The sequence below is a fragment of the Plantactinospora sp. BB1 genome (genome assembly GCF_003030385.1).
In the GTDB taxonomy this organism is placed as follows: Bacteria; Actinomycetota; Actinomycetes; order Mycobacteriales; family Micromonosporaceae; genus Plantactinospora.
In genome coordinates this window covers 2,202,943-2,222,271 of record NZ_CP028159.1, presented here as the reverse complement: position 1 = coordinate 2,222,271, position 19,329 = coordinate 2,202,943, and the positions used below count along the sequence as shown (strand labels likewise).

Annotated in this window: 16 protein-coding genes; 4 read left to right on the top strand and 12 right to left on the bottom strand. The window is 71.6% G+C overall.

Annotated elements, in window-relative coordinates; translation table 11 throughout:
• Window positions 1-4: 4 nt before the first annotated feature.
• The 6 genes from C6W10_RS09610 to C6W10_RS09585 form a co-directional block, all read right to left on the bottom strand.
• Window positions 5-1,282, bottom strand: coding sequence for an ABC transporter permease (locus tag C6W10_RS09610; protein ID WP_107257770.1), 1,278 nt, complete (start codon window positions 1,280-1,282; stop codon window positions 5-7).
• 117 nt (window positions 1,283-1,399) lie between these two features.
• Window positions 1,400-2,833, bottom strand: a complete 1,434-nt coding sequence (locus C6W10_RS09605) for an ABC transporter permease (RefSeq protein WP_107257769.1) — start codon at window positions 2,831-2,833, stop codon at window positions 1,400-1,402.
• Window positions 2,830-4,443: an ABC transporter ATP-binding protein gene (locus C6W10_RS09600; RefSeq protein WP_369938148.1), complete on the bottom strand. Its 1,614-nt coding sequence runs from the start codon at window positions 4,441-4,443 to the stop codon at window positions 2,830-2,832. The genes C6W10_RS09605 and C6W10_RS09600 overlap by 4 nt, the downstream gene beginning before the upstream one ends.
• Before the next feature lie 296 nt (window positions 4,444-4,739).
• Entirely contained in the window at window positions 4,740-5,804 is a 1,065-nt protein-coding gene (locus C6W10_RS09595) for a BMP family protein (protein ID WP_107257767.1), read from the bottom strand.
• A 379-nt stretch (window positions 5,805-6,183) separates the two neighbouring features.
• Window positions 6,184-6,525 (bottom strand): hypothetical protein, encoded by a 342-nt coding sequence (locus C6W10_RS09590; RefSeq protein WP_107263797.1) that lies wholly within the window; start codon window positions 6,523-6,525, stop codon window positions 6,184-6,186.
• Window positions 6,526-6,631: 106 nt separating this feature from the next.
• Window positions 6,632-7,654, bottom strand: coding sequence for a hypothetical protein (locus C6W10_RS09585; protein WP_234361682.1), 1,023 nt, complete (start codon window positions 7,652-7,654; stop codon window positions 6,632-6,634).
• Window positions 7,655-7,756: 102 nt separating this feature from the next.
• Between C6W10_RS09585 and C6W10_RS09580 the strand changes: the two genes are divergently transcribed.
• On the top strand, window positions 7,757-8,362 hold the full coding sequence (locus C6W10_RS09580; protein WP_199853334.1) for a TetR/AcrR family transcriptional regulator: 606 nt from the start codon (window positions 7,757-7,759) through the stop codon (window positions 8,360-8,362).
• 191 nt (window positions 8,363-8,553) lie between these two features.
• Complete coding sequence (locus C6W10_RS09575; RefSeq protein ID WP_234361681.1) at window positions 8,554-9,306, top strand: DUF305 domain-containing protein; 753 nt, start codon at window positions 8,554-8,556, stop codon at window positions 9,304-9,306.
• 3 nt (window positions 9,307-9,309) lie between these two features.
• On the opposite strand, the gene C6W10_RS09570 is transcribed toward C6W10_RS09575, so the two are convergent.
• From C6W10_RS09570 to C6W10_RS09555, 4 genes are all read right to left on the bottom strand, one after another.
• On the bottom strand, window positions 9,310-11,160 hold the full coding sequence (locus tag C6W10_RS09570; protein ID WP_107263794.1) for an alpha-amylase family glycosyl hydrolase: 1,851 nt from the start codon (window positions 11,158-11,160) through the stop codon (window positions 9,310-9,312).
• Between the two features lie 8 nt (window positions 11,161-11,168).
• A complete protein-coding gene (locus C6W10_RS09565) occupies window positions 11,169-12,014 on the bottom strand; it encodes a sugar ABC transporter permease (RefSeq protein ID WP_107257765.1) in 846 nt (281 codons plus the stop codon).
• A 2-nt stretch (window positions 12,015-12,016) separates the two neighbouring features.
• Complete coding sequence (locus tag C6W10_RS09560; RefSeq protein WP_107257764.1) at window positions 12,017-13,036, bottom strand: carbohydrate ABC transporter permease; 1,020 nt, start codon at window positions 13,034-13,036, stop codon at window positions 12,017-12,019.
• Window positions 13,037-13,142: 106 nt separating this feature from the next.
• Window positions 13,143-14,447 (bottom strand): extracellular solute-binding protein, encoded by a 1,305-nt coding sequence (locus C6W10_RS09555; RefSeq protein ID WP_107257763.1) that lies wholly within the window; start codon window positions 14,445-14,447, stop codon window positions 13,143-13,145.
• 273 nt (window positions 14,448-14,720) lie between these two features.
• Between C6W10_RS09555 and C6W10_RS09550 the strand changes: the two genes are divergently transcribed.
• Window positions 14,721-15,794: a LacI family DNA-binding transcriptional regulator gene (locus tag C6W10_RS09550; RefSeq protein ID WP_199853333.1), complete on the top strand. Its 1,074-nt coding sequence runs from the start codon at window positions 14,721-14,723 to the stop codon at window positions 15,792-15,794.
• Window positions 15,795-16,017: 223 nt separating this feature from the next.
• The gene (locus C6W10_RS09545; RefSeq protein ID WP_107257761.1) at window positions 16,018-17,664 is read left to right on the top strand and encodes a glycoside hydrolase family 13 protein; all 1,647 of its coding nucleotides are present in this window, start codon (window positions 16,018-16,020) and stop codon (window positions 17,662-17,664) included.
• Window positions 17,665-17,857: 193 nt separating this feature from the next.
• Here C6W10_RS09545 and C6W10_RS09540 read toward each other — a convergent pair whose 3' ends face one another.
• Both C6W10_RS09540 and C6W10_RS09535 read right to left on the bottom strand, forming a co-directional pair.
• Window positions 17,858-18,304 (bottom strand): hypothetical protein, encoded by a 447-nt coding sequence (locus C6W10_RS09540; RefSeq protein WP_107257760.1) that lies wholly within the window; start codon window positions 18,302-18,304, stop codon window positions 17,858-17,860.
• Window positions 18,305-18,420: 116 nt separating this feature from the next.
• A complete protein-coding gene (locus C6W10_RS09535) occupies window positions 18,421-19,329 on the bottom strand; it encodes a YihY/virulence factor BrkB family protein (RefSeq protein WP_304598413.1) in 909 nt (302 codons plus the stop codon).

The window sequence follows — 19,329 nt, the reverse complement described above, 5'->3', positions numbered from 1 at the left end:
CTGGTCAGCCCTTGATGTAGGGCTTGCCGTCGGCGGCCGGCGCCCGCACCTTGCCGACCAGGCCGGCCACGGCCAGCAGCGTCGCGAGGTACGGCAGCATCGCCAGGAACTCGCTCGGAATGCTGCTGTCGATGGCGCCCAGATAGGTGCCGAGCTGGTCGGCGAAGCCGAAGAAGAGCGCCGCCAGCAGGGCACCGGTCGGACTCCACCGCCCGAAGATCAGCGCGGCCAGCGCGATGAAGCCCTTGCCGCCGATCATGTTCTTGCTGAAGGTGTAGAGCGCCAGCGTGTAGGAGGCGCCGCCCAGCCCGGCGACCATACCGGCGAGCAGCACGTTGCGGTAGCGCAGCGCCAGTACCTTCACCCCGAGGGTGTCGGCGGCGGTCGGGTGCTCACCCACCGAGCGGGTCCGCAGCCCCCACCGGGTACGGAACAGCGCGACGTGGATCACCACCACCAGGATCAGCGCCAGGTAGAGGAAGATGTTGCCCCGGAACAGCGCCGGCCCGAGCACCGGAATGTCCGACAGCACCGGGATCGGCCACGCCTCGAACCTCGGCGGCTGGTTGTACTTCGCCGCCTCCGGCTGCATCAGCCGCTCGTAGAGGAATCCGGTCAGGCCGACCGCGAAGAGGTTGAGCACGATGCCCATCACCACCTGGTCGACCAGGTAGCGGATGGTGAAGACCGCCAGCAGCAGCGAGATCAGCGCCCCGCCCAGCGCCGCCGCGATCAGCCCGATCCAGGCGCTCGCCGCGATCGTGCCGACCAGGGCACCGGCGAAGGCGCCCATCAGCAGCTGGCCCTCGATCGCCACGTTCACCACGCCGGAGCGCTCACAGAGCACCCCGGCCAGGGCACCGAAGATCAGCGGCAGGGCCAGGATGAAGGTACCCCGGACGATGTTGACCAGCGGCATGAAGTTCTGCCCGGCCGGCGCGGCCGAGACCTGCCAGCAGAGGAAGGAGAGCACCACCCCGACCACGGCCACGCCGAGCAGCGGCACGAACCAGCGCTTCGGCAGCCCGGCCAGCAGCGCCGCGCCGGCCGCCGCCGCGACCAGCCCGAACAGGATCGCCCCGACGGTGCCGTCGATGGCCAGCGCCGCGCCGCCGGCATCCTCGCTGAGGGTGAACCGGGCATCCTCGCCGGTGGCCAACGCACCGAAGAGGACCGCCGCGACCAGCCCGAGCAGGACGGCACCGGCGCCGACCTTACGGTCCCGGGTCCAGAAGCCCGGCCGTACGGTGACGGCCAGTTCCTCGACAGCAATGGTGGACATCAGCGCTGCCTTCCGTTCGCGACTGCGGGGCTCGCAAGCTCACTCCTCGCGCTCACCGGCGCCGCCCTTCCGTTCGCGACTGCGGGGCTCGCAAGCTCACTCCTCGCGCTCACCGGGCTACCAGCCCTTCGCCATGCTCGTGGACAACCTGGCGGCCCGGGCGGCCCGGAGCGCGAAGATCGCCTTCACCAGTGCCGGCGCGGCGATGAAGATGACGATCAGCGCCTGGAGCACGGTGACCAGCTCCAGCGAGATGCTGGCGTACGACTGCATCCGGTTGCCGCCGGCCTGGAGCGCCCCGAAGAGCAGCGCGGCGAGCGCGACCCCCCACGGCTTCACCCGGCCGAGCAGTGCCACCAGGATGCCGTCGAAGCCGATCTGGGCGACCACCAGCGGGGTGAGCGCGGTGGCGGTGGTGCCGAGCACCATGTTCGCGCCGCCCAGCCCGGAGAGCGCCCCGGCGATCACCATCACGAGCACGTACGTCCGGCCGACGCTGATCCCCGCGGTCCGCGCCGCGTCCGGGTTGGCGCCGACCGCGCGTAACTCGAAGCCGAACGTGGAGCGGTTGAGCAGCCAGCCGACCGCCCAGGTGGCGGCGACCGCCAGCACGATGCCGAGGTGTACCCGCAGGTCGCTGCCGAGCAGCCGGGGCAGTTGGGCGGAGCCGTCCACCGGCCGGCTGATCGCGTCCGTCCGGTCCGGATCGTGTACGCCGTTCTGCACGATGATCCAGGCCAGGAAGGAGATGGCGACGTAGTTGAGCATGATCGTGGTGATCACCTCGTGCGCACCGGTACGCGCCTTCAGGAAGCCGGGGACGAAGCCCCAGATCGCCCCGCCCAGCGCGCCGGCCAGCACCGCCACGATCAGGTGCACCACCGGCGGCAGCGGCAGCAGGAAACCGGCCAGCGCGGCCAGGATCACCCCGATGGTGGCCTGCCCCTGTGCACCGATGTTGAACAGGCCGCCCCGGAAGGCGAGCGAGACCGCCAGCCCGGTGAAGACCAGCGGGGCGGTGTAGGTCAGCGTCTCCGAGATCGGCGCGAAGACCGGCTGCCAGCCGCCGGTGCCGTTCGCCCAGGCCTGCACGGCCGCCGGGTCGACGACCGCCCCCTTGAACAGGTTCGCGTACGCGTCGCTGACAACGGCCCAGCTGGAGTTGAGCGCGTCGGATGGCTGGGCGGTGAAGTAACCCCAGGTGGCGAGCACGTCCGGGTCGGAGACGATGATCAGTACCGCGCCGATCAGCGTGGCCAGCACGATCGCCAGCACGGTGACCGTGACGGTGTTGGCCGCCCAGAGGTTGTGCACGAACGCCCGGAGCAGTTGCCGCCCGCCGCCGTCCCGGTCGGTCAACGCGTCCCCGGGCCCGCCCGGTGCGGCTCCGGAACCGGCCGGCGACGCACCGCCGGAATCGGCCGTACCGGCTGCGGTGCCGGCGCCGGACGGATCGGCCGTGCCGACCGTGCCCACCGGCTCGGCGCCGGGCCGCTGCCCGGCCGGAGACTTCTCCGGCGACGGCGAGCCGGGCTCGTTCACGTCGGTCATCGGGTTTCCTCGCTACCAGCGACGTCGGGAGCCGGGGTCACCGGCCCGTCGGGGGTTGCGTTCTCTGCGGTGCCGGCGGTGTCGGTTGCCCCGACGGTGTCGGCTGTCGCCGCGGTGTCGGTTGTCGCCGCGGTGCCGTCGGGTGCGGCGTCGGTGATGCCGGCCATCAGCAGGCCGATCTCCTCGCGCGGGGTGTCCGGCCCGACGACGCCGAGGATCCGGCCCCGGTACATCACCGCGATCCGATCGGCCAGCCCGATCACCTCGTCCAGCTCGCTGGAGACCAGGAGTACGGCGGTGCCGATGTCCCGCTCGTGGATGATCCGGCGGTGGATGAACTCGATCGAGCCGACGTCCACGCCCCGGGTCGGCTGGGCCGCCACGAAGAGCTTGAGCGGCCGGGACATCTCCCGAGCGATGATCACCTTCTGCTGGTTGCCGCCGGAGAGCGTGCCGACGGCCGCCTCCGCCGACGAGGTGCGTACGTCGAACTCGGGGATCCGCTCCCGCGCCGAGGCGGTGATCGCGTCCGGCCGGAGCACCAGCCCGGAGCCGAACGGCGGCCGGTCGTAGATGTCCAGCACCAGGTTCTCGGCGACGCTGAACTCCTTGACCAGCCCGTCGACGCTGCGGTCCTCGGGGACGTAGCCGACCCCGGCCCGCAGCACCCGCTTGGTCGGCCAGCCGTCGATGCGCTGCCCGCCCAGGCTCACCGTGCCGTGCAGCACCGGGCGCAGCCCCATCAGCGCCTCGATCAGCTCGGTCTGGCCGTTGCCCTGCACACCGGCGATGCCGAGCACCTCACCGGCGCGTACGGTCAGGTCGACGCCGTCGACGGCGCGTACCGAGCGCTCGTCGTCGACGACGAGTCCCTCGACCTCCAGTACCGGTTCCCCCGGTGCGGCGGCGGCCTTCTGCACGGTCAGGTTGACCGTACGCCCGACCATCAGCGCGGCCAGCTCGTCCTCGCTCGCGCTCGGGCTGGCGGTGCCGACGGTCCGGCCCCGGCGGATCACGGTGATCCGGTCGGCGATCGCCTTGACCTCTTTGAGCTTGTGCGTGATGAAGACGATCGACTTGCCGGACTCCTTGAGCGACCGCATGATCCCGAGCAGTTCCTCGGTCTCCTGCGGGGTCAGCACGGCGGTCGGCTCGTCCAGGATGAGCAGGTCGACGTCCCGGGTCAGGGCCTTGAGGATCTCGACCCGCTGCTGCACGCCGACCGGCAGGTCCTCGACCACCGCGTCCGGGTCGACCCGCAGGTTGTAGCGGCCGGAGACCTCGGTGACCTGGCGGCGGGCCCGCCGCCGGTCGAGGAAGCCGGCGATGCCGCCCCGGACCTGCTCGGCGCCGAGCATCACGTTCTCGGCCACGGTGAAGACCGGGACCAGCATGAAGTGCTGGTGCACCATGCCGATGCCGGCCGCGATGGCGTCGCCGGGGCCCTTGGCCCTCAGCGGCCTGCCGTCGACCAGGACCTCGCCCTCGTCGGGCTGGAGCAGGCCGTACAGCACGTTCATCAGAGTGGACTTGCCCGCGCCGTTCTCGCCGAGCAGCGCGTGGATCTCTCCTGGCTCCACCGTCAGGTCGATGTGGTCGTTGGCGACCAACTCACCGAACCGCTTGGTGATGCCGCGCAGTTCGAGTCTCAGCGCAACCTCCTGGAGTGCGGGCGATGGTGCAGCCTAGCTGCTGCTCGGACCGGGTCGACAGGGCCTCATCCGTCGATCACCGCGGGCTGTTCGGCCCGCCCGGGCCGGTCTGTCGGCTCGCTCCGGCCGGCGTGAAAACCGGCCGCCCCGATCGGCGCGGAGATATGTCTCCACGACGGTCGGAGCGACCGGATCCTCGGCGTCGGAGCCGTACCGGTCGACCGCCCGACCAGGTCGGACGGTCGACCCGGGGGTCACTTCGGCTGGCTGGCCGAGGTGACCTTGATCGCACCGGAGCTGATGTCAGCCTTGATCTTGTCGACCTCGGCCTTCAGCTCCGCCGGCACCTTGCTGTCGAACTCGTGGTACGGCGCCAGCGAGACGCCGTTGTTGGCCAGGGTGCCGAGGTAGCCGGGGTCGTGCGCCAGCTTCTCGCCCTTGGCCGCCGTCACCACGGCGTCCTTGACCGCGTCGGTGATGTTCTTGACCACGGTGGTCATCAGGGCCGGGCAGTTCGGGGTGCTCTGGCAGCCGTCGACGTCGACCCAGATCACCGAGTACTTGCCGGCGGAGGCCTGCGCCGCCGCCGTGGTGCCCAGACCGGCGCCGCCGGCCACCGGCATGATAATGTCCGCGCCCTGGGCGACCAGGGTGTCGGAGACCTTCTTGCCCTCGTCCTGCTTGACGAAGTCGTTGGTGAACGACCCGTTCTGGGTCTGCTTGTTCCAGCCCAGCACCTGGACGTTCTTGCCCTTGGTCTTGTTGTAGTGGGCCACCCCGTCGGCGTAGCCGTCCATGAAGATGGTCACCGGGCCGATCTTCATGCCGCCGTAGGTGCCGACCTTGCCGGTCTTGGTCATCCCGGCCGCCAGGTAACCGGCGAGGAAGCCGGCCTGCGCGGTGTCGAACTGCATCGGGAAGACGTTGCTCTCCGGCAGCTTCGCGTCGACGATGCCGAACTGCTGGTCCGGGTTCGCCTTGGCGATCTTGGAGGTCGCCTCGCCCATCAGGCCACCGACGGCGAGGATGAAGTCGCAGTCCTGGTTGACGTACTGGGTCAGGTTCGGCTCGTAGTCCGCCTCGGCCTTGGACGCCACGTACTTGATATCGATCTTGCTGTCAGCGGCCTTGGCCGCCTCCAGGCCCGCCCAGGCGGAGGTGTTGAACGACTTGTCGTCGATGCCTCCGACGTCCGTCACCATGCACGCGGTGTACTTGTCGGCCGCGGCGCCGCCCGCGTTGCTATCGCTCGGTGCCTCACCACACGCGGCGGCGCCCAGCGCGAGCCCGCCCACCGCGAATACCGAGACGATCCGCATCCCACGCACAGAGCGCAAGACGGTCTCCTTCCCATTGCACACCGCCCACCGCGGTGGCAGCCCTAAGCCGGCCTGCGCGTTGCCGCCGGCTGTCCCACGTTACGGACGGGAGCGTACGCCCGCGCCTGTCCACCGGCCGACAATCGTGCCTGACTGTTGAACGCCCGTTACCCTTACGTAACTTCAGGGTGCGCGACATCACTTCCCGGCCCGCCCGATGCGTGACCTGGACCTATGGGACGTCCCGTTTCGGGCCTTCCGCCCCGGCCGACCGCCGCCGGACCCGGCCGACCGCCGCGCCGGAGCCGGCCCGGAGCCGGCCCGACGCCGGGTCGACGCCGGGTCGACGGCTCAGCGGCCCCGGGTCAGCGGCCCCGGGTCAGCGCCAGAAGACCGCGACCGCGGCGTTGACCAGGGTCAGCCCGATGATCGCCAGGAAGTGACCTCGGTTGACCGCCTCCCGCTTCCGGGAGAAGAAGACCATCACGAAGATCATCAGCCCGATCACCAGCTTGGTGGCGAGCTTCGCCGGTGACGGCTCGTCGCCGTCGCGCAGCGGCGCGGAGAGTCCGATGCCGGTCAGCACCTGGATGGTGGCGCCCCAGAGCATCAGCGGGTTGATCCGGATCCGTCCGGTGACGTACTGGGCGGCGGCACCACCCAGCAGCAGGGCGAAACCGATCAGGTGGGCGTAGAGGAGTATCAGCCGGAGAGGTTCCACGGCGGCCATCCTCCCCCATCCCGCCACCGCACGTCCCCCCGCCCCGGACGACGGGGGGATCATGCTCCGTCCGGGAAGTGGCGGCATCCCGGGTCGAACGAGATCACTACCTGCCCGAAGTCGCCCCGCGCCGGAGCGCGACGAGCAGCAGGCCGGCGGCGGCGTAGGCGGCGAGGATCAGCAGCGGGGCGGTGGCGCCGGCACCGTCGAAGAAGGCGGCGGAGCGGAGCAGGGTGCCGCCGGCACCGATCGGCAGCCACTGACCGACCTCGCCCCAGGGCTGGGGCAGCAGTTCCGGTGCGGCGCCGACCGCCGAGAGCGGGTTGCCGACCAGGAAGACGAGTATCGCGCCGAGCCCGATGCCCGGCCGCCCCAGCAGCGCGCCGAGCCCGGCCACGGTGGCCGCGGTCGCCAGCCCGACGAGCCCGAGGGTGGCCCCGACGGTCACGGCGTCGCCGGGCAGCAGGCCGAGCCAGCCCTGGAGCACCAGCGGGCCGGCGACGCCGACCAGCAGCCCGAAGCCGACCAGCCCGGCCAGCCGGGCCAGCCGGCCACCCACCAGCAGCACCAGCAGCGCCCCGAACAGCATGCCGGTCAGCCCGAGCGGCAGGAAGCCGGCCGCGAAGCCGGCGCCCCGGGGGTCGTCCGGGTCCGCCGGCACCACGTCGACCACCCGGACGGGCTGGCCGCCGGAGAACTCCCCGGCCGCCTGGGTGAGCAGGGCCGCCACGGTGGGGCTGGCCGCGCTCGCGGTGTGCAGGGTGGCGCCGTCCGGGCCGATCACGAAGGCGGCGTACGCCTCGCGGTCGCGCAGCGCCCGGTCGGCGGCCGCGCCGTCGGGCAGCCGGGTCACGTCGAAGGCGCCCGGTGCGGCGGCGTCGAGCTGCCCGACCAGCCGGTCGGCGGCCGGCGCCGGGCCCGCGACGACCACCGGCAGGTCGCGCGGCTCCAGGTTCGCCGCCGGCCCGGCGAAGAGGGGTACGAGCAGCGACTGCAACAGCACCACCGCCACGGCCAGCAGTACGGCCACCGGCAGCGGCCGGCGCAGCTGTGTCGGGGTGGGCGGCTCGGACGGCGCCGATGGCCGGGTCGTTTCCGATGGGCGGGTCGTCTCCGCTGGATGGGCCATCTCCGGGACTCCTCCTAAAACGAATGCTCGTTCTCTTATTCCCAGAGTCCTCCCAGCCGATTACCGAGTCAAGGAACGAGCGTTCGTTTTACACTGTGTGCCGTGCCACGCGTATCCGAGGAACACCTCGCGGCCCGGCGACGGCAGATCCTCGACGCCGCCCGGCGCTGCTTCCTGCGCAACGGCTTCCACGCCACCTCCATGCAGGACGTGATCTCCGAGGCCGGCCTCTCGGTCGGCGCCGTCTACCGCTACTTCGGCAGCAAGCACGAGCTGGTCACCGCGATCGCCGAGTCGGTACTCGACGGTGCCGACCAGCTCTTCGAGACGCTCGCCTCGGCCGAGCCGCCACTGCCGCTGATCGAGGCGCTGGACCGGGCGCTCGCGTTCGTCGAGTCCCAGACCGGCCCGGACGGCGTCTTCCCGCTCGCCATCCAGGTGTGGGCCGAGTCGCTGCGCGATCCCGCGCTGGCCGAGTTCGTCGCCCGGCTCTACGGCCGCTTCCGTTCCCGCTTCGTCGAACTGGCCCGCCGGGCCCAGCAGGCCGGCGAGCTGCCGGCCGACGCCGACGTCGAGGCGGTCGGTGCCGCCCTGTTCGGCCTGATCCCCGGCTTCGCCCTGCAACGGATCCTTGCCGCCGGCCCGGATTCGAGGACCTATCTCGACGGCGTACGTGCCCTCCTCGCCGGCCACGGCGTGCGACAGTAGGTGACGGAAGCCGTCCGATCAGGACGGGCCCGGCCCGGGGCGGCAGCCCGAGGTCAGGGCGTACTGGATCTTCCACGGTCCCGGTGGCCGGGCTACCATCGGCCGACCCGGGGTTGACGACCCGGCCCCGGCGCAGAGCCCCGGCTACGCCGCGACCGGCCGGCAGGGCGGACGGGAGTCACGCTGTGGTGTTGGCCAGGAGCGCGACCGGCGGCAGTCGCCGGCCGGTGATCGTGTTTCTCGCGCTGGTGGAGTCGGCGGCGGTGCTGCTCGCCCTCGGCATCGCCGGGGTCGCGACCAGCGGGGACGGTCGCCCGGCCACTCCGGCCGCCGCCCCGGCCAGCACACCCCCGGCACCGACCCCGTCGGCGCTGCCCACCTCGGCCATCGGCACCGCGCCGGTGATCCGGCCCGGCCGGCCGGGCGAGTCGGCCCAGGTGCTCCGCCCGGACCAGCTCACCCCGCCGCCCGGGGCACAGCACAACGCGGCCGACATCCGGTTCGTCACGATGATGGTGCCGCACCACGAGCAGGCGCTCCAGCTGGCCGCGCTGGTCCCGGAGCGGGCCGGCAGCACCGGCGTGATCGCGGTCGCCGACCGGATCCGGGCGGCCCAGCAGCCCGAGGTCGAGGTGCTGCGGGGCTGGCTGCGCGACCGCGGCCTCGACTCGCTGCTCGGCGGGACCGGGCACGACCACCCCACCATGCACGGCATGCAGACCCCGGAGGCGATCGCCACGCTCACCGCGACGACCGGGACGGACTTCGACCGGATGTTCGTCGAGATGATGAGCGCGCACCACCAGGGCGCCATCGCGATGGCCCAGGAGGTACTGGTGAACGGCGTCGACCGGCAGATCCGGGAGCTGGCCCGGAACATCGCCTTCGAGCAGGCCGTCGAGGTCAACCGGATGCGCGAGGTGCTCGACCCGAAGTCGAAGTGAGATTCAGCTGACCGAGGGCAGCCGCCAGACCTGGAAGGTCGGGCCGTCCCCGGGCAGCGTCAGCGCGCCGTCCGGGCCGGGGCGCAGCGCGTCCGCACCGCCGTAGAGGTTGACCGCCTCCGGCCCGGCCAGGGGCGGCCCGGCCAGCCGGACCGGTTCGGCGGTGCCGCGCCGGGCCAGTACCAGCACCGACTCCGTCGGCGACTCGCGCAGGAAGACCAGGCTCTCCGCGTCGGCGTACGCCCAGCGCAGGCCGCCGTGCCGCAGCGCCGGCACCGACCGGCGCAGCCCGAGCAGTCCCCGGTACCGCTCGAAGGTGGCCCCGTCCCAGCTCTCCGGCCGCCGCCACGGCATCGGGGTACGCGAGTCCTCGCCGTTGCGCCCGGTCAACCCGAGTTCGTCCCCCGCGAAGATCATCGGTGTGCCGGGGAGCGTGCAGAGCAGCCCGACCGCGACCTCCTGCCGGTCGGCGTCGCCGACGACGGTGCGGATCCGGGCCGAGTCGTGCGAGCCGAGCAGCAGCCACGAGTGGGTGAGCGCCCGCCACGAGACCAGCGCGCCGAACGCCCGCATCGTGGCCAGCACCTCCGGCCCGTCCCGTCGGGGCACCCCGCCCGGTACGCCGAGGAAGTCGGGCAGGTCCAGCCCGTCGTGCCGCAGCCAGCTCCACACCGGACGGCAGAACCCGGCGTAGTTCATGGTGCCCTGCCAGCCGTCCGCGTCCAGGTCACCGGTGAAGTCGTGCCCGTGCTCGGCCACCACCAGCCCGTCCCGCCTGGTCGCGGTGACCGCCGCGCGCAGCGCCGCCGCCACCTCGTGGGTGTACGCGTCCCGGCCGCGCCGTCCGGTCATGTTGGCCACGTCCACCCGCCAGCCGTCCAGCCCGTACGGCGGGTGCAGCCAGCGGTTCAGCACCGAGTCCGGCCCGGCGAGGAAGCGTCGGCGCAGTTCGGGGCTGCCCCAGTTCAGCTTCGGCAGCGACTTCACGCCGAGCCACGACTCGTAGTCGCCGGTCTCGTCGAAGTAGTACAGCCCCCGGTCCGGGGAGTCGACGTCGGAGACGGCGTCGACGAACCACTCGTGGCTGTCCCCGGTGTGGTTGCTGGTGATGTCGCCGAGCAGCCGCCAGCCCCGGGCGTGCACCTCGGCGGCGAGCCGGGCCAGCGCGGCGTCCCCGCCGAGCAGCGGGTCGACGTGCCCGAAGGTGGCGGCGTCGTACCGGTGGTTGGAGCGGGCCGGGAAGATCGGGGTCAGGTAGACGGTGTTCACCCCGAGCCGGTCGAGGTGGTCCAGCCGCTCGGCGACGCCGTCCAGGTCGCCGCCGTAGAACTGGTACGGCGTCTCCGGCCCCCGGCCGATCACCGGCGTCCGGTCCCAGTCGCACGGGATCGCCCAGTCCGGCGCCGGTCGGGCGTCGGCGGCGGCCGACCGGGCGAACCGGTCGGGGAAGATCTGGTAGACGACGGCGTCCCGGGCCCAGGCCGGCGGCGGGTCGTACGCCACCAGCCGGAAGTCGGTGTTGTCCGGTACGTCGTGGCCGAAGTCGCCGAGCGCGTTGACCCAGCGCTGTCGCCCGGCCGCCCCGGTGAGCAGGAACCGGTAGGTGGTCACCGGGTTGCGTACCTCGACCTCGGCCCGCCACCAGACCTCGCCGCCGGAGCGCCGGTCGACGGTCGCCTCGGTGAAGTGCGGCTCGCCGTCCGGGGTGCTGCGCAGGTACACCCGGTCGAACCGGGACGTTTCAGGGACCCGGAGGAAGACGTCGACGGTGTCGCCGAGCGCCGGGGCCTGCTCCGGCACGTGCAGCGCCGAGCCGTCGTGGTGTGGTCGCGGCTGGCCTGCCGGGGCTGTCATCGGTCCGGTCATCCCTTGGTGCCGCCGCCGGTCAGCCCGGAGACCAGGTGCCGCTGGGCGTAGAGGAAGACCAGTCCGGCCGGGATGGTGACCAGCACCGCCGCCGAGGTGAGGTACTCCCACTGCGGGTTGAACTGGGGTACGAACTGCTGGAGTCCGTACGCCAGCGTGAAGTTCCGGTCCTCCTGGATGAAGGCGGAGGCGTACGCCACCTCGCCCCAGGCGGTGAGGAAGGCGTAGAAGCCGGTGACCGCCAGCGCCGGCCGGGCCAGCGGGAGCACGATCCGCCAGAAGATGCCGAACGGCCCGCAGCCGTCGATCGCCGCCGCCTCGTCCAGCGCGGTGGGGATGGAGTCGAAGTAGCCCTTGAGCATCCAGGCGCAGAACGGCACCGCGATGGTCAGGTTCGCGATGATCAGCGAGGCCGGTGTGTTGATCAGCCCGAACCGCGCCATGATCATGTAGATCGGCACGATCAGGATGGCGACCGGGAACATCTGGGTGACCAGGAAGACCGTCATCAGTGGCCGGCGGCCCGGGAAGTTGAACCGGGAGACCGCGTAGCCGGTGGTGGCGGCGAGGAAGATCCCGAAGAGCATGGTGAAGGCGGCGACCAGCACCGAGTTGCCGAACCAGCGCAGGAACCGGGTCTCGCCCAGCACGTACGCGTAGTTGGCCAGCGTCGGGTCCTCGACCAGGCTGATCTCGCTGCTCTGCACCGCGTACCCGGGTTTGAAGGAGGAGAGCAGCACCCAGAGGATCGGCCCGACCGCGATCAGCGAGGCGACGATCAGCGTGGCGTGCAGCCCCACCGACCGCAGCGGGCTCCGGCCGGTACGCACGGATCGGCTCATCCTCACCACACCTCGCCCTGCTTGCGCATCGCTCGCCGATAGAAGATCGAGAAGACCAGCAGAATGGAGAGGATCAACACCCCGTAGGTCGAGGCGAGCGAGTAGTTCCGGATCCCCTCGAAGGCGGCCCGGTAGGCGCCGGTCACCAGGATGTCGGTCTGGCCGGCCGGCTGGCCCTCGGTGACCAGGAAGATGATCGGGAACATGTTGAAGGTCCAGATGGTGCCGAGCAGCAGCACCGTCATGCTGACCGGGCGCAGGCCGGGCAGGGTGATGTTGACGAAGCGCTGCCACGGGCTCGCGCCGTCGATCTCGGCCGCCTCGTAGAGCTCGTCGGGGATGGTCTGCATGCCGCCGAGCAGCGCCACCATCATGAACGGCACCCCGAGCCAGATGTTGGTGACGACCGCGGTGAACAGCGAGGTCCACCGGTTGGCGAACCAGTCGACCGGGTCGATCCCGACGGCGCTGAGCAGCGAGTTCGCCAGGCCGAACCGCTCGTTGAAGATGAACTTCCAGGCGAAGGCGCTGACGAAGGCCGGCACCGCCCAGGGCAGCACCAGCAGCACCCGGTAGAGCCCGCGCAGCCGCATCGGCCGGTTGAGCATGGTGGCCAGGCCCAGCCCGAGGCCGTAGTGGAAGACCACACAGACCGAGGTCCAGATCAGCGTGATGCTGGTCCACTGCCAGAACTCGCCGACCTGCCCGGTGAGCACCCGGGCGTAGTTGTCCAGCCCGACGAACTCCCACCGGTTGGGGTTCTCCTTGCAGACCTCCCCGCCGGTGATCGACCTGGTGCAGACCTCGGCCACCTGGTTGGCCTCGGTCAGGTCGGTCAGCGAGAGCCAGACGCCGCGGACCAGCGGATAGAAGATCAGGACCGCGAGTACCAGCACGACGGGGAGGACCATCGCCCAGGCGTACCAGTGCTTGTCCCAGCTTCGGCGCAGCCGGGACGGGCCGGCGGGGCGGCGTCCGGGCGGTGCGGGCGCCGGCGCCGGGCCGGCGGTCACGGTGGTCATCAGCAATGCTCCAGGAAGGGAGCCCGGCAGGGCCGCCGGCCAGCGCCGGCCGGCCCCGCCGGGTGCCGGAGGGGAGCGCCGGCCGGGGCCGGCGCCGACGGTCAGATCACATGCCGTACGACGGTACGACCTCGGACTTGTACTTGTTGGCGACCTCGTCGAGCGCCGCCTTCGGGTCCTTGTTCTGCACCAGGACCTGGGTGGCCATCTGGTCCAGCGGGCCGAAGAACTGGCCGCCCTCGGGGATCCACGGCCTCGGCACCGCCGACTCGACCACCGGCCGGAACGCCGAGACGACCGGGTTGTTCTTCACCGCGTCGAGGTCGTACGCCGACTTGCGGGTCGGCAGCAGCCCCAGCTTCTCGGCGAGGAAGGCCTGCGACTCCGCCGAACTCATGAACTTGACGAACGCGATCGCCGCCTCGACCTTCTCCTGCGGCATGCCGGACCAGACCACGTAGTTGTGCCCGCCGACCGGGGCGCCGGCCTTGGCCGAGCCGGCCGGGACCGGGGCGACGCCGAGGTTCGCCAGGCCGCCGAAGGTCGGCGCGGTGGAGATGTTGTTGACCTCCCACGGCCCGTTGACGATCATCGCGACCTTCTTCTCCTTGAAGAGGGTCATCATCGTCCCGTACGCGTCGTTGGCGGCCGGCTTCGGCGCGGCACCGCTGGCGATCAGGTCCTTGGCCACGTTCAGGCCGGCGACGTTCTGCGCGGAGTTGACGACGATCTTCTTGGCTCCGGCGTCGACCAGGTCACCGCCCTCGCCGTACATGAAGGGCAGCATAAAGTAGCCGGCCGGGTTGACGTAGACGCCGTCGGCACCGGTCTTCTGCTTGACCGCCAGCGCGGCGGTCTTCAGGTCGGCCCAGGTCGCCGGCGGCGAGCTGATGCCGGCCCTGGTCAGCAGCTCCTTGTTGTAGAGCAGGGCGAGCGAGTCGGTCACCTGCGGTACGCCGTACGTCTTGCCGTCGTACTTGTCCGCCGAGAGCGGGGTGGGCAGGAAGTCGGACTCGTCGGCGGTCAGCTCCGAGCCGTCGAGGGCGTAGAGGTAGCCGAGCGAGGCGAACTCCGGCACCCAGGCCACCTCGGCCCGGAGGATGTCCGGGGCACCGGTCTTGGCCTGGGCCGCAGTCTTGAACTTGTTCTGTGCCTCGCCGAACGGCACCGACTGATAGTTGATTTTGACGTTCGGGTACGTCTGGTTGAACTTCGCGACGAGTTCCTGGAAGGCCGGTCCCTCGTTCTTCGGGTCCGAGGTGTCCCACCAGGTCAGTTCCGCTTTCAGGGCGGCGGGATCGGTCTTCTGGCCCGACTCCCCCGACTTGTCGTCCTCGCCGCCGCAGGCGGCGAGCGTCAGAGCAAGGGTCGTGCAGGCGAGTACGACGATCCCTCTGGCTGTGCGACGCATCTAGCGCTCCTAGTCTGCCGGCCGGGTATCGGCGGGACAGTAGCAAGGAGTTGCCGATTACGAAACCCCTTGCAAACCCACTTGCAACAACCGCCGCCCACTCGTCATCTGACCCGGGCAATTCGTCCTGTTTGAAGCGCCTCCCGGGCGGCCGGCACCGCACCGTCACCCCGGTACCGCCACCGCCAGCAGCATCGGGCCGGGTCCCGGGCCAGCTTTGCAAGTACTTGCCGTGGGCTACGCAAGAAACGACTCGTGGGCTACAGTTCCGCCATGCGTGCACGATTGGCCGACATCGCCCAGCAGGCCGAGGTGAGTGAGGCCACGGTGTCGCGGGTGCTCAACGACCGCCCCGGGGTGGCACCGGAGACCCGGCAGGCCGTACTCACCGCACTCGACGTGCTCGGCTACGAGCGCCCCGCCCGGCTGCGCAAGCGCAGTGCCGGACTGGTCGGGCTGGTCGTGCCGGAGCTGGAGAACCCGATCTTCCCCGCCTTCGCCCAGGTCGTCGAGTCGGGGCTGGCGCAGGCCGGCTACACCTCGGTGCTCTGCACCCAGACCCCGGGCGGGGTGACCGAGGACGAGTACGTCGAGATGCTGCTGGACCGGCAGGTCTCCGGAATCGTCTTCGTCTCCGGCCTGCACGCCGACACCTCCGCCGATCCCGCCCGCTACCGCACGCTGATCGCCCGGCCGCTGCCGATCGTGCTGGTCAACGGCTACCAGCCCAGCCTGCCGGCGCCCTTCGTCTCCTGCGACGACCGGGAGGCCGGCGAGCTGGCCGTGGCCCACCTGGTCGCGCTCGGGCACCGCCGGATCGGCCTGATCACCGGGCCGGGCCGGTTCGTGCCGGTGCAGCGCAAGGTGGCCGGGTTCAAGGCCGCGATGAAGCGGCTGGTCGGCCTGGCCGACGCCGAGCTGGACGAGCTGGCCGAGCTGTCGCTGTTCGGTGTGGAGGGTGGCGAGGTGGCCGCCGCCCGGCTGCTCGACCGGGGCGTGACCGGGCTGGTCTGCGGCTCCGACCTGATGGCGCTGGGCGCGATCCGGGCGGCCCGGCAGCGCGGCCTGTCGGTGCCGGCCGACCTCTCCGTGGTCGGCTACGACGACTCACCGCTGATGGCCTTCACCGATCCGCCGCTGACCACGATGCGGCAGCCGGTCACCGCGATGGCGGTGGCGGCGGTACGCGCGCTGGTGGACGAGATCCACGGGCACGCCGCGCCGCACTCGGAGTACATCTTCCGACCGGAGCTGGTGGTGCGCGGCTCGACGGCGGTGGTGCCGGGGGTGCTGGACAAGCCGGCGGACCAGCCCCGGCCGCCGGCCGACCTGCCGCTGCCGGTCTGATCCGGCCGGGTCCTGCGAGGCAGCGTCGGCAGCTTCTTGCGCAAGAACTGCTTGACTCTTGCAGATCCGGCCCGGCATCCTGGCCCGGCATCCTGCTCTGACCCGCCCGGCATCCCCGTGCCTGACGAACGGACAACCCCCGCATGAGTGAGCGCAGCGAGCGAATCAGCCAGTTCAGTGCGGATGTGCCTCATGACGGCACGCAGCGAAGCGGAGTGCCGGCATGAGCGTCTCCCCCACACCGAGCCGGCCCGAGGACTGGTGGAAGTCCGCGGTGGTCTACCAGGTCTACGTCCGCAGCTTCGCCGACGCCGACGGCGACGGCACCGGCGACCTGGCCGGGGTACGGAGCCGGCTGCCGTACCTGCGCGACCTCGGCGTGGACGCGCTCTGGCTCACCCCGTTCTACCGCTCGCCGATGGTCGACGGCGGCTACGACGTCGCCGACTACCGGGACGTCGATCCGATCTTCGGCACCCTCGACGACTTCGACACCATGATCACCGACGCGCACGCGCTGGGGCTGCGGATCATCGTCGACATCGTGCCGAACCACACCTCGGACGCGCACCCGTGGTTCGTCGCCGCCCTGGCCAGCCCGCCCGGCTCCGCCGAGCGGGACCGCTACCTGTTCCGGGACGGCCGGGGAGCCGACGGTGAACTCCCGCCGAACGACTGGGAGTCGATCTTCGGTGGCCCGGCCTGGACCCGGGTCCCGGACGGCCAGTGGTACCTGCACCTCTTCGACCCGGCCCAGCCCGACCTGAACTGGCGGCACCCCGAGGTACGCGCCGAGTTCGAGGACGTACTCCGGTTCTGGCTCGACCGTGGCGTCGACGGCTTCCGGATCGACGTGGCACACGGAATGATCAAGGCGGACGGGCTGCCGGACGTCGGCGACAGCGTGCCGGCCGGCCAGCGCCAGGTCGAACTGCTCGGCCGGGCCCGGCTGCCCTACTTCGACCAGGACGAGGTGCACGACATCTACCGGGCCTGGCGGCCGATCCTGGACAGCTATCCGGGCGGCCGGATGGCGGTCGCCGAGGCGTGGGCCGAGACCCCGCAGCGGCTGGCCCGCTACGTCGGCCCGGACGAGCTGCACCAGGCGTTCAACTTCGACTTCCTCGACGCCACCTGGTCGGCCGACTCGTTCCGCAAGGTGGTCGACACCGCGCTGGCCGAGTCGGCGATCGTCGGGGCACCGACCACCTGGGTACTGTCCAACCACGACAAGCAGCGGCACGTCACCCGGTACGGCGACGGCGCGCTCGGGCTGCGCCGGGCCCGGGCGGCCGCCCTGCTGATGCTCGCGCTGCCCGGCAGCGTCTACCTCTACCAGGGCGAGGAACTCGGCCTGCCGGAGGTACTCGACCTCCCCGACGAGCTGCGCCAGGATCCGGCGTTCCGGCGCACCGGCGAGAGCCGGGACGGCTGCCGGGTACCGCTGCCGTGGAGCGGCGACGTCCCGCCGTACGGCTTCGGCCCGGTCGGCGGCGCTCCGGCCTGGCTGCCGGCCCCGCCCACCTGGCGGGCCCTCTCGGTCGCCGCCCAGACCGGCGCCCCGGACTCGACCCTGGAGCTGTACCGGGCGGCGCTCCGGCTGCGGCGCGAGCAGACCGCGCCGGCCGGCGGGTCGACCGAGCCGGCCGGGGTGACCTGGTTGGAGGGCGAGCCGGGAGTGCTCGCCTTCAGCCGGCCGGCGGCCGGTGTGGCGGAGCTGGTCTGTGTGGTCAACTTCGGCGCCGAGCCGGTCTCCGTCGACGGTTACGGCACGCCGATCCTGCGCAGCCAGCCGCCGGGCCCGGCCGACGACCCGGCCCGGTTGGCGACCGACACGGCAGGGTGGTTCATCCGGCCGGTAACCGGGTAAGCCACTATCGACCTGGTCGTCCGCCGCGCTCCGCGCCGACGGGCGGCCGGGGCCGCGACCCCTTTGTGGTGGAGGGGATGGTGGTGCCGGTGCTCCGGGAGCGCGTTCCCGGAGCACCGGTGCGTTCGGGCCGGGTGAACTGGCCGGGTGAACTGGCCGGGCGCCGACCCAGAGGCCCGACGGAGCCGGGTGGTCAGGAGGAGGGGCGGGTGAGCAGCGCGGCGATCCGGGCGATACCGGCGCGCACCTCGGTGGGGTCCGGAGGTTGCCGGGGCTGCGCCGGAGCGCCGGTACCCTCGCCGATCACCTCTTCCTCGCCGAGGTCCTCGTAGTCGCCGTAGATGCTGGTGTCGTCGAGGTCCGCCGCCTCGTCCTCGGCCTCGACCGCGATCTGCGCGGCGGCGATCTCGGCCCGGATCTCCTCGGCGGAGACCCGGGGCAGCAGCGGCTCGACCACCGCCATCAGCTCCTCGTCGGCCACCACCGACTCGGCCAGCGCCAGCGCGTGCGGCCGCTCGTACGGGCCGCAGACCACCGGCTCCCACTCCGCGTCGTCGTCCAGCGGCCCGAAGGTGATGATCCAGGGCAGCGCGAGGATCGGCGAGTCATCCGGCAGGTCCAACGTCACTAGTGCGCCCACGCGACTCATCATCGCGGCGATCGGCGCACGATTAGTGGCTTTTGCCCGAATCACAGCTCAGGTCACTTTCCCCGGGCCCGGTCACGCTCGGCTGCCGCCGGCACCGACCACCGTCCTCAACCGGTCGACGGGGGATGCGGCCGGGCCGGATCGGGCACCTCCGGCGCCCCGGTCAGGTCCTGCACCCTCCCCTGCCGGCTCGTCGCCGCGATCGCCGCGCCGAAGAGCAGCAACTGGTTGAGCAGATAGAGATAGATCAGCAGGCCGACCGCGCCGGCCACCACCGTGTACGCCGGATTGCGCTCCCAGCGCACCACGTAGTACCGGCCGACCGAGTTCAGCAGCGTCACGCCCAGCGCGACCAGCAGCACCGGCGGCAGCCAGCGCCGGAAACTCATCCGCAGCCGTGGTACGGCGAGCAGCAGCGCCGAGGCGAGCAGCATGTTGAGCAGGAACGCCAGGAACCAGCTACAGATGGTGAGCCCGATCGAACGCGCGCCGAGCAGCCAGCTCAGCAGCGACTCCAGCGCATCCACCGCACCGATCGAGAACCCGAGCAACACGAAGATCGCCAGCAGTACGGCGAGGTCGACGAGCTGGCGCAGCACGAGGTAACCCGGATGCTGGGCGAGACCGTGGATCAGCCGCTGCGAGGAGCGGATCGACTCCACCCAGCCGATCCCGGTGACCGCCAGCAGGATCAACCCGATGATCCCCGGGCGGCTGCTGCTCTGCCGGATCTGCTCGGGGTCGACGAACGGCAGGTTCCGGTTGAGGAAGCCGACGATCACCTCGCCGCTCTCCGCGCTGTCCCCGAGCAGCGCGCCCAGCACCGCGTACGCCACCAGGCCGAGGGCGAAGACCGCGAAGAAGCCGTAGTAGGCGATCGCCGCCGCCAGCCGGGCGCCGAGCACGTCGGTGTAGCGGCCCACCGCCCGGGCGAGGTGGTCGAACCACGGCGACCGTCGACGGTACGCCGTCAGTCGGGCGTCGATGCGCAGCACCGCCCGCTCGAACGCGTTCAC